The sequence below is a fragment of the Chryseobacterium sp. MA9 genome (assembly GCF_024399315.1).
Taxonomy (GTDB): domain Bacteria; phylum Bacteroidota; class Bacteroidia; order Flavobacteriales; family Weeksellaceae; genus Chryseobacterium.
On the sequence record NZ_CP075170.1, the window covers coordinates 3,352,678 to 3,367,195 of the forward strand.

Annotated in this window: 17 protein-coding genes; 1 reads left to right on the plus strand and 16 read right to left on the minus strand. The window is 36.7% G+C overall.

Going from position 1 to position 14,518, the window contains the following annotated elements:
* Positions 1 to 7: 7 nt before the first annotated feature.
* From KIK00_RS15215 to KIK00_RS15285, 15 genes are all read right to left on the minus strand, one after another.
* The gene (locus tag KIK00_RS15215; protein WP_255813216.1) at positions 8 to 796 is read right to left on the minus strand and encodes a T9SS-dependent choice-of-anchor J family protein; all 789 of its coding nucleotides are present in this window, start codon (positions 794 to 796) and stop codon (positions 8 to 10) included.
* 100 nt (positions 797 to 896) lie between these two features.
* Positions 897 to 2,621 (minus strand): hypothetical protein, encoded by a 1,725-nt coding sequence (locus KIK00_RS15220; RefSeq protein ID WP_255813217.1) that lies wholly within the window; start codon positions 2,619 to 2,621, stop codon positions 897 to 899.
* A 154-nt stretch (positions 2,622 to 2,775) separates the two neighbouring features.
* On the minus strand, positions 2,776 to 3,504 hold the full coding sequence (locus KIK00_RS15225) for a metallophosphoesterase family protein (protein WP_255813218.1): 729 nt from the start codon (positions 3,502 to 3,504) through the stop codon (positions 2,776 to 2,778).
* 2 nt (positions 3,505 to 3,506) lie between these two features.
* Complete coding sequence (locus KIK00_RS15230) at positions 3,507 to 4,049, minus strand: RNA 2'-phosphotransferase (RefSeq protein WP_255813219.1); 543 nt, start codon at positions 4,047 to 4,049, stop codon at positions 3,507 to 3,509.
* A gap of 10 nt (positions 4,050 to 4,059) precedes the next feature.
* Entirely contained in the window at positions 4,060 to 5,001 is a 942-nt protein-coding gene (locus KIK00_RS15235) for an ADP-ribosylglycohydrolase family protein (RefSeq protein WP_255813220.1), read from the minus strand.
* Positions 5,001 to 5,687 (minus strand): NAD-dependent deacylase, encoded by a 687-nt coding sequence (locus KIK00_RS15240; RefSeq protein ID WP_255813221.1) that lies wholly within the window; start codon positions 5,685 to 5,687, stop codon positions 5,001 to 5,003. The genes KIK00_RS15235 and KIK00_RS15240 overlap by 1 nt, the downstream gene beginning before the upstream one ends.
* On the minus strand, positions 5,684 to 6,268 hold the full coding sequence (locus KIK00_RS15245) for an SMI1/KNR4 family protein (RefSeq protein ID WP_255813222.1): 585 nt from the start codon (positions 6,266 to 6,268) through the stop codon (positions 5,684 to 5,686). Before KIK00_RS15245 ends, KIK00_RS15240 begins: the two co-directional genes overlap by 4 nt.
* On the minus strand, positions 6,265 to 6,774 hold the full coding sequence (locus KIK00_RS15250; RefSeq protein ID WP_255813223.1) for an O-acetyl-ADP-ribose deacetylase: 510 nt from the start codon (positions 6,772 to 6,774) through the stop codon (positions 6,265 to 6,267). Before KIK00_RS15250 ends, KIK00_RS15245 begins: the two co-directional genes overlap by 4 nt.
* A 1-nt stretch (position 6,775) precedes the next feature.
* Positions 6,776 to 7,195 (minus strand): ADP-ribosylation/crystallin J1, encoded by a 420-nt coding sequence (locus KIK00_RS15255; RefSeq protein WP_255813224.1) that lies wholly within the window; start codon positions 7,193 to 7,195, stop codon positions 6,776 to 6,778.
* A 65-nt stretch (positions 7,196 to 7,260) separates the two neighbouring features.
* Positions 7,261 to 8,331 carry an adenylosuccinate synthetase gene (locus KIK00_RS15260; RefSeq protein ID WP_255813225.1) on the minus strand — a complete coding sequence of 357 codons (1,071 nt, stop codon included), beginning with the start codon at positions 8,329 to 8,331 and terminating at the stop codon, positions 7,261 to 7,263.
* A gap of 76 nt (positions 8,332 to 8,407) precedes the next feature.
* Positions 8,408 to 9,262, minus strand: coding sequence for a hypothetical protein (locus KIK00_RS15265; protein WP_255813226.1), 855 nt, complete (start codon positions 9,260 to 9,262; stop codon positions 8,408 to 8,410).
* Between the two features lie 2 nt (positions 9,263 to 9,264).
* Entirely contained in the window at positions 9,265 to 9,600 is a 336-nt protein-coding gene (locus KIK00_RS15270) for a hypothetical protein (protein WP_255813227.1), read from the minus strand.
* A 78-nt stretch (positions 9,601 to 9,678) separates the two neighbouring features.
* Positions 9,679 to 10,227: a 2OG-Fe(II) oxygenase gene (locus KIK00_RS15275; RefSeq protein ID WP_255813228.1), complete on the minus strand. Its 549-nt coding sequence runs from the start codon at positions 10,225 to 10,227 to the stop codon at positions 9,679 to 9,681.
* Positions 10,228 to 10,255: 28 nt separating this feature from the next.
* Positions 10,256 to 10,798: an NADAR family protein gene (locus KIK00_RS15280; RefSeq protein ID WP_255813229.1), complete on the minus strand. Its 543-nt coding sequence runs from the start codon at positions 10,796 to 10,798 to the stop codon at positions 10,256 to 10,258.
* 296 nt (positions 10,799 to 11,094) lie between these two features.
* Positions 11,095 to 11,790 carry an NUDIX domain-containing protein gene (locus KIK00_RS15285; protein ID WP_034694004.1) on the minus strand — a complete coding sequence of 232 codons (696 nt, stop codon included), beginning with the start codon at positions 11,788 to 11,790 and terminating at the stop codon, positions 11,095 to 11,097.
* 122 nt (positions 11,791 to 11,912) lie between these two features.
* Here KIK00_RS15285 and KIK00_RS15290 point away from each other — a divergent pair, with 122 nt between their 5' ends.
* On the plus strand, positions 11,913 to 12,557 hold the full coding sequence (locus KIK00_RS15290; RefSeq protein ID WP_255813230.1) for a DUF1579 domain-containing protein: 645 nt from the start codon (positions 11,913 to 11,915) through the stop codon (positions 12,555 to 12,557).
* Between the two features lie 48 nt (positions 12,558 to 12,605).
* Here the strand turns inward: KIK00_RS15290 and lepA are convergent, their stop codons facing one another.
* Positions 12,606 to 14,402 carry a translation elongation factor 4 gene (lepA, locus tag KIK00_RS15295; RefSeq protein ID WP_255813231.1) on the minus strand — a complete coding sequence of 599 codons (1,797 nt, stop codon included), beginning with the start codon at positions 14,400 to 14,402 and terminating at the stop codon, positions 12,606 to 12,608.
* Positions 14,403 to 14,518: the final 116 nt, after the last annotated feature.

Consider the following 14,518-nt stretch of genomic DNA (forward strand, 5'->3'; position numbering starts at 1 on the left):
AAAAATACTATTTCTTAATCATTTTATAGCCTTTTTCAGTCTCTTTATCTTTGACCTTCACTATATAATTTCCTGATGCCAGATCACTTACATTTACACTTCCGTTTTCTGCGTTCATTGTTTCTTTTTTCACCAGTTTTCCGTTAAGATCATAAATATTGATTTCAGATATCTTCGTTTTATTTTTGATGTATAAGATATCTTTTGCCGGATTTGGATAGATGGATGCACGGCTGTTATCTGCTTTTGCATCAGAAACCGATAGACTGTTTGCTGAAATCTGGAAATCATCTATCCCAATAAACCAGATATCTTCTGTAGTAGAATAGAAAGCAATATAAATTGTTTGTCCTACATAAGGCGTCAGGTCGTAAGTATACTGATTCCATGAAGTAGGAGGTTTTACTGCAGCAGCGAGCGTATTGGTAAGACCTGCGATGGTGGGAGTTGTTGTTGATACTTTTATATCCACCGTCTCAGCAAGCCCGGTCCCTCTGTTTCTTGCCCAGAAAGTAAGCTTATCTGATACTCCTGCAGTGACCACTATAGCAGGGCTGATCACATAATCATCATGGGCAGTACTGCCATATTCCAATCCCAGGAAATGGGTTCCTGAATGAGGAGCATTGAATGAAGAGTCATAAGAACTAAAGGTTTCCCAGGTTCCGGGATCTCCTCCATTAATGATCGTCCAATCGGCAGGCATTGTTGCTGAATCAAAACTTTGAGAATATTGTGCTAATAGACCTATCGGTATAAAGCACAGCAATGTTACGAATTGATAAATTTGTTTCATGGTGTTTGTTTTTGATGCTAATTTAATAAAAAACAAATACATTGATTAACAAATTGTTATGAAAAAAAACAAAAATTATCAGACTTTTTATGAAAAAAATCTACAACACCCTATAAACAGGATATTGTCTGAAAGTCTTTTCTTCAAAATAAGGGGAATGCCTGTAAATCCAATCCAATTGTGCATCTCCGTCTTCAGACAGTTTTTTATCGGATGCTTTCGCTGCTTCAAAGGTTTCTTTCAGTTTTTTATCTTTTTTCAGCAGTTCAGCAGCAGTATCTTCAAAAATATAGGCGGAATAATATTCTTTCTGAGCTAAAATTCCATCGAAGAAATTCCAGTTAAAAAATGAGTCTAATGCCTCAGGTTCAAGTGTTTCTATGACATATTTTACACCAGGCTGATTGGTAGAAATCAAATAATCTCCAGCGGGAAACATCATATTCTTACGGGAAGTGTCTACAGTAGTTTCAAAATGCAGGTAATGACCTTCATAGGGGTTTTTAACGGTTTTGAAGTCTTTGATTCTATAAGATTCAACGGCCAAAGTACTGTCTTTCTGAATCGGTTTCATCTGGATGTTATTTCTTCTGAACTCTTCGATTACACGATACTGTGACTGGGGAATCACATAATATTGAGGAATCGTAATATATCCTGTTGGGACAGCGGTAGTAAAGAGCTTTATATTTTTTGTAAAAGGTTTGTTTCTGTCATAATACAACCTTGGCTTTCCGGAAACTTCACTGGGTTTGTATTTTCCTTCATATCCTTTAAAATCCATTGAGGAGAACTTCGTAGAGTCTATTTTCCAACGGATGCCGTATTGTTTTCCAGCCTGATATTGTTTTAAGTTTTCAATACGAAGCTGTTTTATGGTATGATAATCTTTGTCTAAATTCTGCAGATTAACCAGCATGTATTTGTAAGTAGCATCTACCCTTTTGTCATAAGGTTTCAGCATATGGGTTTCCGGAACCGTTCCTAAAGAATTGAAGAGGGAAGCATATCCTGTGGAATATCTCGGAGAATCTTCAAATGAAGCAAATCCTACTTCGGGAACATCTCCGTGGATGTTCACATAAGGTGTACTTTCATAGCCCAGTTTCTTCATGTCTTCAAGGTTTTTAGCCTGATAATCATTATAGAAATAAGCTCCCAGTATGTTTCCAAGACGTTCTTTAAAGGTAGAAATATAGGTGAATGTATATTGATAATCAGCACCATTGCTGACATGGTTATCAATAAAAACATCCGGTTTTAGCCATTGATAGATTTCCTGAAAGCTTCTTGCATTTTTAGAATCTGCCTTAATAAAGTCTCTGTTCAGGTCATAATTCCTTGCATTTCCTCTGAAACCATATTGTTCCGGCCCATTCTGGTTGGCCCTGGAATGGGAACCTCTGTTCAGCATTCCACTGACATTATATGCAGAAATAGCAGCAATGATAAAATTCTGTGGAGTTTTGATCTTTTGGGTGGCAAGATCTCTCATCAGCATCATAGTTGCATCTATTCCGTCCGGTTCTCCCGGGTGAATACCGTTGTTGACAAAGAGAATGGCTTTATCTTTTCTTAATTTTTCAAGGTCTTTTTCAGCAAAAGGATTATAGACCACCACATAAATAGGTTTTCCATTATCATCTTCTCCCTTTTTAAGGTACTGAATGGTATTAAAATTCTTAGCCAGGTTTTGGTAATAGCTATTCATTTCATCATAGGTAACGGTCTGGTTGCCATTTCCTTTTTCAAAAGGTGTCTGAAATGATTTTTGAGCAAAAAATAAGGCAGAACTCAGGGTGAATAAAAGATATTTCAGTTTCATTGAAGTCATATTTTCAGACTTTAAAATTAATCATCTTTTATGAATGGAAGAATAGAGGAAGCGGTGAAATTGTTTTTTAAAATAGAAACCTCACAGGCTTTAAAATCCGTGAGGTTTATGTTGCTGATCAATAATCTTATTTGAATATACTTCATCAGTTTCTTCCTTTTTCGTCCGGATAGAGAGAAGGAAGCGGATCGCTTTGCCAGAATTCTTTGGAATTGATGTCCATCATTGATAAAGCTCCGGTGTAAGCTGCTCCGGTGTCCATATTCCAGACATTAGCTTTGTTGGCCGGCGTTGTAATTCCAATATCAAGAGTGGGAGTATGTCCGATAAATATTTCTTTGTATAAAAGCAGTCTTTTGGGATACAACTCTGAATTCTTTTCCAGTTTTTTATCCATTGCTACAGCCGTTTCCCAAAGGGTTCTGTCCCATCGGTAATTACTGGAATAAACTTCTTTTTCCGGGCCGTGCATGGAAGCATATCCCGCATGAATAAACAGGCGGTTCTGGTCGTCAATGTGATAATTCTTCATTCTTTGAAAGAATTCCAGATGAATATCCCGCTCTTCTGGGAGATAATCCGCATAGCTTTCCACGGTACTTTTTCCGCCATTGAAAAGCCATATATCAGGATTTTGGCCCAATGCCAGCCAATCTTCACACCATGCATCATGATTTCCTTTGATGAAAATGCATTCCTGTTTTTCGGAAAGTTCAATTAAAAACTGTATAATTTGGAAGGATTCGCTCCATCCGTCTACATAATCTCCGAGAAAAATCAGTTGATCACTTTGCGTGACTTCAGCCCGTTCAAGAACCTGCTGTAACGCTTTAAACCCTCCGTGAATATCACCTACTACTAATGTTCTGCTCATTTTTATTTTGAAATATATTTTGCATCTACAAAATCTGTGAGCCAAACCCCATTTGCAGACTGATAGAAAGATAGTCCATCTTTATGCATCGTTCCGGTTCTGATGGTAAGAATCACAGGTTTGCCATGTCTCATCCCGACCTTTGCAGCCGTCTCTTTATCAGCACTTAAGTGTACATGCTGGCGTGTTCTCTTTTCAATTCCTTTTTCTAAAATGGAAGAAATATTGGCTTCAGCTGTTCCGTGGTACAGGAATTCAGGAGGCTGTAATGCTTCCAGAGCAAGATCTATATCAATAGAATGACCTTGACTGGCCCTGATCATGGTTTTATCTTCGTTAAAAGCAAAACGCTTTTTATTATTGGTTTCTACTACCTCATTCAATTCTTCGGGAGTAAAATATATTCTCTTTTTAGCTGACTTCCCTCTCAGTTCTTCTACTTCTGCCCAGCCGTTTTCATCCAGTTTAAGTCCTATGCTTTCCGGCTGATGGCGCAAGATCAGGCTTAAAAACTTACTTATTTTTTTCTTTTCTATTTCGTTCATTGTTGGTGTTTTAATTCATTAATTTATTGTGTAATTTTTCACACAATTTTTCAATATCATCCCTCCTCACCAGCTCAGCAATCCAGTCCTCCGGAATGTTTTCAAATCCGTAATAAATTCCGGCAATTCCTCCGGTAATGGCTCCTGTTGTATCGGTATCTTCTCCCAGATTAACTGCTTTTAAAACTGCTTCCGCATAGCTTTCTGAGTTTAGAAAACACCATAGGGAAGCTTCCAGACTGTGGAGAACATATCCGCCACTTTTAATTTCATCTTCAGGATATCCGGAAATATCATTTTTTAAAATTCTACCAAAAAGTTCAATTTCATTTGGATTAAAATCCTGTTTTTCAGCATACTTCAATGCATCTTTTTGTGTTTGAATGTAGGATTCTTTTTTGCTCTTGCCCTTCAACAATTGAATAGCAAAAATAATATAGATGAAACACGCAAAAACTGAACGGAAATGACCATGAGTAATTGCCGACACTTCTTTTACTGTAAGATAGAGTTTCTGAATGTCATTTTCATCCTCAAGATAAAAAGCAAGGGGAAGAATTCTCATCAGAGAGCCATTCCCGTTATCTTCTTCAAAAATATTTCCTGAAAATCTGGCACTTTCACCTTTGATTAATCTTGCCAAAGCATGTCTTGTTGTTCCTCCAATATCAAAGAGCTTTCCATGGGCAGTCCAATGACCATACTTATTCCATTTTACAAAGCTTTGTCCGATCTTTTCCAGATCATACCCTTTGGTAAGTTCATCAGTAAGGCAAAGCGTAAGAGAACTGTCGTCACTCCAGGTTCCTTTGGGTTGATTCCAGGACATATATTCCAGCATTTTTGTTACCGGATTTCTTTTCAGGTCTTCCCTTCTTTTAAATTCTACAGGAACACCCAGAGCATCTCCGATGCAGACACCCATGATTCCTGCTTTTACTTTATTTTCCATCAGGCAAGATTGATCAGTTTATCAAACAACAGCTTCATTCCCTGGGTTGCAGTTTCTTTCATCACTACTGCTCTCTGGCCGTATCCAAATCCTGTTTCATTAGGATTGATAACAATTAAGAGACAATCATCTTTGATATCATGAATCAGTCCGGCGGCAGGATATACCTGCAAAGAGGTACCTATTACCAGTAAAATATCTGATTCTTTGACAATTTCCCGCGCATTCTGATACAAAGGAACATCTTCTCCAAACCACACGATAAAAGGTCTTAATTGCGCTCCATCTTCTGCTTTATCTCCAATATTGATATCTTCTTTTTGGTCATAAATCAGACTTTTATTGTTGCAAGAGCATGATTTAAACAATTCTCCATGAATGTGGAGGATATTGGTAGATCCTGCTCTTTCATGAAGATCATCAATATTCTGGGTAATAATCTGAACCTCAAAATGCTTTTCCAGATCCGCCAGTAATTGATGAGCTTCGTTGGGCTGTACTTCATGAAGCTGGCGTCTTCTCTGGTTATAAAATTCCAGAACCAAAGCTCTGTCTTTTCTCCATCCTTCCGGACTTGCCACATCTGTTACATTATGATTTTCCCAAAGACCGTCTCCGTCTCTGAAGGTTTTTATTCCGCTTTCGGCACTGATTCCTGCGCCGCTTAATATGGTTAGTTTTTTCATTGGTCTTTAATTTTTTCTATTAAAACTTGGAGTGCAACAATAATCAACACAGTTACAATAAAAGGCGCCAACAGAATTCCTAAAAGGATATTTCCTATTTTTTTAAGTAATTTTGGTCCAAATTTCTTTTTCGTTCTCTCATTGATAAAATCTACAAAATTTTCTTTATTTGTAAGCTCTTTTGCATATCCCCGCCAGTCATAATTTATAATGAAGTCTCCAAAAACATATAGATCAGGAGATTTTGGCTCAGATAAATTGAAAAAATAAAAGGTTTCAGAATCCTCTCCAATCAGAGGTTCATATTCTATATTATATTGGAAACAAAAAAGACTTTCAGCATTCAATAAATTTCTTTCGTTAAGAGCTTCTTTTAATTGTTCTTGATATTTTTTCAGCTTTACAATATCATGCTCCACTGGAAAAACATTTGACCTTCTTCCTGCATTCTGAAGGTAAAAAATATAGGTTTCAGGAAACTGCAGATTCAATTCTTTCTGAAGAAGAGCAATTTCCTCATTTGCCAATCCCACATTAGGATCTTCAGAATGATCTACAAATCTGAAATTATTTTTTTTCACTGCTGTAAAAGATTTTTATAAATCATTTCATTTTCATCACCAAAACAGACAAAAATAACTTTCTCAATGATTTCTGAATGAAATTTTTTGACCCCATCTATTGCAATTTTTCCTGCCAGCTCTTTTGGAAACCTATATACGCCTGTACTAATATTGGGAAAAGCAATGGTTTTCACACCAAGACTTTCTGCTAATTTCAACGAATTATAATAACAGTTTGCCAGAAGTTTTGATTCTTTTTCCTCATTTCCATTCCAAACCGGGCCTACAGTATGAATAACATATTTTGCAGGGAGATTTCCTGCACTCGTTACTACAGATTCTCCAGTGTTACATTTGCCTTGTCTGTTTCTGATCGCTTTACATTCTTCCAATATCTGTGATCCTCCTGCTCTGTGAATAGCTCCATCCACACCGCCTCCGCCAAGTAAGGATGAGTTGGCAGCATTGACAATAGCATCAGCTTGAATTTTTGTAATATCTCCTTTTATTAATTCAATTTTCATCTTACGTTGTTTTTTTAATGTTGGAAATCAGTTTTTTCAACTCACTATTCGCGGTTTTCTCAAAGTCATCTCCTATAAATACTTTGGTTACTTTGATGTTTCCTATAATTGCTTTATTAAAACCATCCAATTCTTCTGATGGCACCCACAGTTCGTTGTGGTTTTTTGCTCCTACATTCTGTGCAGGATATTGATCTGCCACTTCTTTCTGTACGTCAAACTGAGTTACAAAACCAAGATAGTTTCCGGCTTCGTCTCTGGTATTCCATTTTTCAGCAATCTCTGAAGCATAATTTTCATCAAGAACGGGATAAAAAATGGGCTGCCATTCCAACCTTGGAGGGAATTTTTTAAATCCACTTTCTATAATCAAGATCATTTCTTTTTCTCCTACCGGTCTGTATAGTGTTGTTGTTTTCATGATCGTTTTTCTATTTTTAAATAAAATTAATGCTTTAATGCTATTCCTGATTTATTCTTTTTAAATTAAAAAATCTGTTTAAAATCTTTTGAATACGGAGAATAGGATCCATAGACTGCATCAAATTCTATATCCAGATTTTCTATTTCAAATTGTTCATCAATCTGATCCATACAAGTGATGACAAGGTTCTTTTTAACCGGAAATACATAAGCTCCATCCAGCTTTAAGGCATAATTCAGCAATTTATAATCTATTTCCCCGGTTCTCAGTTCCTTCTGATATTCATTAAATGTACAGGTTTCTTCTTCATTATTTCTCAGGTTCATATCTTTTTCATTGCTCATCCAGCCGTTTCCGTGGCGGGTGGCGTAGCTTCTGGTCACATAATACATTTCAATGTCTTCAATTTTTAATAGCTTACAGATTTCGTATGCATTTTTTGACGTGGTATGAGCATAGGTCACATTGGGAAAAACACCATGGTCCATATCGAGTAAAATACCCTGACTTCCTTCAAAAATAAGGTGATTGAATGAAGCAAGCCAGGCATAATCATTTATTTTCCAATCAATGCTGTCAACAGCTTCTAAAAAAGGGCGTAAAAGTTCACTGATCTCTTTTTCATCTGTAAAGCCGTAATAATAGGCAACACCTTTCAGTTTTTCCATCAGCATTTCTCTGGGCGAAATTAAGTCTATAGCAAACAGTTTATAGGGACTTTCATGTCTTTTCATGGTGGCTCCTATTCCTTTTCCACAGGTTCCGTGTTCCAGATTTCTTACATTGGTTCTGTTCTGCCATACGTCAAAAGGAGTCGTAACCTTTGCCAATGGATGAATATGCAGCTCAATATTTCCGTTCTTTGTTTTTAATTCTTCTCTCTCATTGAGCAGAAAAACAGGATGAATGGTACAATGCTCAGTGAAATAAGAAGGTAATCCGCGAAGAGATCCACTTGCAAAACTTGAATGTACATGCTTTTTATCATCAATCATCACCGTATGGGCAGCCTGCTGACCTCCTGAAAACCGGATTACCACCGCCTCCGGATTTTGAGAAGCCAGAAAATCTGTAGTGATCCCTTTTCCCTCATCACCAAAACCAAGTCCTATTACTATTTGCGCCTTTTTCATGTCCTTTTATTTTTTGAAAGCCTTTGCCTTCTTTATTTGTGCTCTTAGAGTTTTCTTTAATGACAATTACCTTGTTCTAAAGCATTTGAAATTGATCTAAACCTTCTGTCTCTGTTGTTCCAAAGGTTTGATTTTTAAATTTATCGCAGATGATTCCTTTAATAACATTCGGAATTTCTCTGTGATCTTCTATGGAAATACAGTTTTGTCCCAATAGTTCTCTCCATCCCCTGTCTGCTCTCAGCGCCTGATCTGAATGTAAAACACTGATATGGTATACTTCGTATTTCCTCTTTACTTCTTCCAGCAATTCAATATGAGTATAGGTTTGCTGTCCTTTTCCCATAATTTCTCTGATCGCTGAAGCAGGAAGTGTTTTTAAACAGGGTTCATCTCCTACCGTAAACAATAATCCTTTTTGTTTTCTTTTTTCAAAGGCATCTGTTCTGGTATGGAAAGCAGCAAAATACCAAGCTAAAAGATAGCTTTCTCCGGCATTTCCACCTCCTCCGGACTCAATATAGGTACGGGTGAGCCACATATCCAGTTCTTGATCTCCTGACTCAAACTGTCCTACCTGAAGCGGATAGCCATCACATTCATGATCTCCGATTCCAAGAAACAATAAGGCCGGATCGGGAACGCCTCCCTGAATAATTCCTCCCATCAGTTTAGGCAATCCATCTCTGATCAATTCGTGAGGAATATGTCCCATACTTCCGGTAACATCCAACCCAAGAATAATCGGAACTGAGTTTGGATGAACTTCTGAGTCTCTGGATTCTCTGAAGGAAATTCCGTGAGGATTCATCGATTCATGAGCCATTCTTTTGGCATTCTGGGTAAAAATTTCTCCTGCGGATTTTGTTCCGTAACCTGCTTTTCTTGCTCTGTCATAACGAGCGTCTAAATCGTATCTTGTACTTCCCATGATTACAATGTTTTTCCAAATAAATATTCAAATCTCTTTTGGGTAACTTCAAGCTGAATATTCAGATTTCTGATTGTTAATGATAATTCCATGTCTTTCTGAACGAATGATTCGGGATTGAAATCCGCAAAAGTCAGACTGTTCCTGTCTAAAGGACTGATATCAATAAGCCCTTCCTGTTCTCGCTCGAGTCTTTTGATTCTTAATTCGATATCTTCAACTCTGCGTCTGTAGATCAATTCGGAATCTGCTCCAATGATCCTTGCACGGTCTTCTCTGATCTGATCATTATTTCTTTGTAATGATTCGATAAATCTTGGTTTTAATTCATCTTCCATGATCAAATATTTTTATTTGTGTTAATATTACGCTAATTAAACAAGATATAGTAATGCTATCTCTTTTTACGAATGATTTTATTCCTTTGAGTACATTACATCTGTTCTCAGCACATACTTTAATCCGCTGATAAGGGTTTTACCTTCATGTCTTAAAGGATGATAAAAAATAAGTGCTGTTCCTTTCTTGGGAGCTACGGTGAATAAGTTTTCAAATTCTGTTTCTCCCCCTCCGAAATCATCATTCAGATAGATCATAAAGGTGTAAAAACTTTTCTCTTTTTCATTCCTGATATAACTTCCATCCCTGTGCATTTTGAACTGCTGTCCGGGAGCATATTTATAAACCCTGAGCATTTCATTAAAGTTAAGAAGCTGATGTCCATCATGTTCCTGAGGTAGAAATGCAGCGGCTTTTTTAAAAAGTTCCTCAGCAATTCTTTCATCAAAGATCATCAGCCGGTCGTTATTTCTGATCCCTTTATTCATCTGCTGACGTCCGAATACATTGATCTTTGCTTCTTCAAAAATTTTTTCCTGAGAAAGATTTATATAGTGATCACATTCTGTTTCAGTCAGAAAATCTTCAATCAGAAATACCTCTGGGTGTAATTCTATTTTTTCCATGATTCTTATTTTGTGTTGGTGTTGTGTTTTAGTTTCTCAATTTATCTCTTACTTCCATCAAAGCAAATCCTAAAAGATTTTCTCCGTTCCAGAGTAAAGGATTTTCTGCCCTACTGTCCGTTTCCAGCATACCAATGCCCCAGATTCTGTCATAGGGACTTGCTTCCACCAGAGTTTTATCTCCAGTTGATAAAAGAAAGTCTTTAAATTTCTGATTTTGAGAGAATTTTAAAAGATTTCCCTGGGTTACAATTTCATATTTATATTCATCCCAAATTTTCGGATCAAAGTTTTTTACTTTTCTCCCTAAAGCTTTTGCCTGATTAGGAGTTGCTGTCTTTAAAATTTCCTCTTCCGTTTCAGAATCGTTAAATAATCTTGCTTTTCCGGCCATCATATAATGTTCTGCCGTTTTATATATGATCCCGTTTTCTTCAAATTTTCCGGAAAACCATTGGCTGAAGCATGATTTGGTTACAATATCCTTTGCTGTGTGCCCCCAGAAAAAGAGAAATTTTATCTTTTCTTTCTTTTGAAAACGTTCTTTAATATTTTGTATGGTGTATTTCATGATTGCGTTATTTTGACACAAATTTAAAATAATATCAGTCTTTGCACCAAATTTATTTGCGTTAATTTTACACTAACTAATTTAATTAACTGATTTTCAACGATAAAAATTTAGTTTTTCATAAACACAAATGACACAAGTCTTTAAGATATTTAGGCTAAAGCCGATGGAATTGCTCATAAAAAACGGGCTAAAACCCGTTTCTATTGAATGTTTTCAATTGATATTTTATACTGTAACTTCAAAATATTAGTGAATATTTGTACAAAACATTTGTGAAGTTTGTGTTTAAAAATCTATTTAATTTCAAAATAAAAACCTTGCTCTTCAAGCTCTTTATATTTTTCTTTATTGAATGTAAAAAGCTTACCGGGTCTGCCGCTGCCTTCTTTTTTAACATTATTGGTTTCGTTAAGCAACCCGTAACTCATGATTTTCTTGCGGAAATTTCTTCTGTCGATTTCCTGTCCCACAATCGTTTTATAGAGATTTTCAAGGTCTGAGAAGGGGAATTCTTCATTGAGAAGATTGAAACCGATTGGCTGATATTGAATTTTTGTGCGAAGTCTTTTTAAGGCTGTCTCTATAATTGTTTTGTGGTCAAAAGCCACTGAGGGAAGTTTATTAATGCTGAACCATTGTGCATCTTCAGCATCAGAGTCTGCAAACAGTTCATGATAAGATGGGTTCACAAGTCCCAGATAAGCCACAGAAACTACCCTGTTTCTCGGATCCCGACCCAGATTACCAAATGTGTAGAGCTGTTCCAGAAAATCGGGTTTTATGCCTGCTTCTTCATAGAGTTCCCGTTTTACCGCATCATCCACGCTTTCATCATCGAGAACAAGTCCCCCCGGAAGAGCCCAGCCTCCTTTAAAAGGTTCAATATTTCTTTTAATCAGAAGGATCTGAAGATCTTTTTTATCAAAATATCCGAAAATGACGGCATCTACAGCCACTTTTATATCCTGTAATTTTTTTGGAGACTCCATAATTAATTTGCGTTACGAATACACAAAATTACAATTTATGCTCAAAATAAAAAATAATTTCGTTTATAATAAAAGTTCCTATCTTTAAGTTATCATTCTAACCATCTTAAAACTAAATTATTATGAAAAATTTATTAACAATTCTTTCTGCTGCTTTTTTATTAATAGCTTGTGAGAAGGGAAAAACAACTGCTGCCAATGGTACTGATAAAACAGATTCTACTGCTGCAAACTCTGAATGGAAGCCTGTAGATTCTGCAACGGCTATGAAAGCCTGGATAGAGTACTCTACTCCCGGAGAAATGCACAAAATGCTGGCAAAATCTGATGGAACCTGGACAGGAGAAACTACAATGTGGATGGAAAACGGAGCAAAACCTACGGTGAGTAAATCCGAGGCTACTAATAAAATGATGTATGGCGGACGTTATCAGATCACCAATCACAAAGGAGGCTTTATGGGAATGCCATTTGAAGGGATGAGCATTGTAGGATATGACAACTCAAAGAAAAAGTTTGTCAGTACATGGATAGACAATATGGGATCCGGAATCATGCATAGTGAAGGAGATTGGAATGCTTCCACGAAATCGGTTGAGTTTAAAGGAAAAATGACTGATCCTTCGAGACCAGGAAAGGATTGTGATTTCAGAGAAGTTTTCACATTTGTAGATGATAATACTCAAAAACTGGAAATGTACGGTCCTGATTCCAAAACAGGGAAAGAGTACAAAACCATGGAAATAAAATACACCCGTAAGAAATAAATTAATAAAAAACCGCTTCATCCGAAGCGGTTTTTATTTTATAAGGAATTAATCATTCAGTTTTAATACAGCCATGAACGCTGATTGTGGTACTTCTACTCTACCAATCTGCTTCATTTTCTTTTTACCTTCTTTCTGCTTTTCCAATAGCTTACGCTTTCTGGAAATATCTCCACCGTAACATTTTGCGGTAACGTCTTTTCTTAAGGCTTTAATAGTTTCTCTGGCGATTACTTTCGTACCTAATGCAGCCTGAACAGCAATATCAAACTGCTGTCTCGGAATCAGCTCACGAAGTTTCTCACACATTCTTTTACCAATGTAATAAGCGTTAGAATCGTGAATCAAAGAAGACAATGCATCTACCATATCACCATTGATCAGGATATCCATTTTTACAAGCTTGGAAGCTCTGAATCCGATCGGGTGATAATCGAATGAAGCATATCCCTTAGAGATTGATTTTAATCTGTCATAGAAGTCAAATACAACTTCAGCAAGCGGCATATTGAAAATCAATTCAACTCTTTCTGATGTTAAATAACTTTGGTTAACAATTTCTCCTCTCTTTTCGATACATAAAGTCATTACTGCTCCTACGAAATCGGATTTTGTAATGATAGAAGCCTTGATGAAAGGTTCTTCTACTCTATCCATCGTTGAAGGGTCCATCATTTCAGATGGGTTATTGATCAGAATCGGAACTTCAGGTTCTTTTTTAGTATATCCAAAATATGAAACGTTCGGTACTGTTGTAATTACGTTCATATTAAACTCTCTGTCAAGACGTTCCTGAACGATTTCCATGTGAAGCATTCCTAAGAATCCGCAACGGAAACCAAAACCAAGAGCGGCAGAACTTTCCGGCTCGAAAACCAAAGAAGCATCGTTCAGTCTTAATTTTTCAAGGGAGAACCTAAGCTCTTCAAAATCCTCAGAATCAATTGGATAAATACCAGCAAATACCATTGGCTTTACTTCTTCGAATCCATCGATAGGACCTTCAGCTGGTTTTTCAAAAGAAGTGATTGTATCTCCTACTTTTACCTCACGGGCATCTTTGATCCCGGAAACCAGATATCCTACATCTCCACACTGAATAGTTTTCTTCGGAACCTGCTTCAATTTCAATGTCCCTACTTCATCAGCTCCATATTCTTTTCCGGTTGCGAAGAACTTAATCTTTTCATTTTTAGTAATACTTCCGTTCACAACTTTGAAATAGGCTTCAATTCCTCTGAACGGGTTGTATACAGAGTCAAAAATCAGGGCCTGAAGCGGTCCGTCTGGATTTCCTACCGGAGCAGGAATTCTTTCTACGATCTGCTCCAAAAGATGAAGAACACCCTCTCCCGTTTTTCCTGAAACTCTCAGTACATCTTCATATTCACATCCGATAAGATTCATAATCTCATCGGTTACTTCTTCAGGGTTTGCAGACGGAAGGTCAATTTTATTTAGAATCGGAATGATCGTCAAATCATTTTCCAATGCCAGATACAGGTTGCTGATGGTTTGTGCCTGAATACTCTGTGCAGCATCTACAATAAGAAGCGCTCCTTCACAGGCAGCAATAGAACGGGATACTTCATAAGAAAAGTCAACGTGTCCCGGTGTATCAATAAGGTTTAAAATATATTTTTCTCCTTTATACTCATAATCCATCTGGATGGCGTGTGACTTGATTGTAATCCCACGTTCTTTCTCCAAATCCATATCATCAAGCGTCTGAGACTGTAATTCTCTTTGGGTAACGGTATTTGTATACTCCAATAGACGGTCTGCCAGGGTACTTTTACCGTGGTCGATATGAGCGATTATGCAAAAATTTCGTATGTTTTTCATTTAAGAATCTTGTAGTTTGCAAAGATAAGAAAATGAAAGTGAATTTATCACACATAATTTAGAAGCGTAAATTAACTTATCATTCAACTTAAAAATATTAAATTAAAACTCTTTCG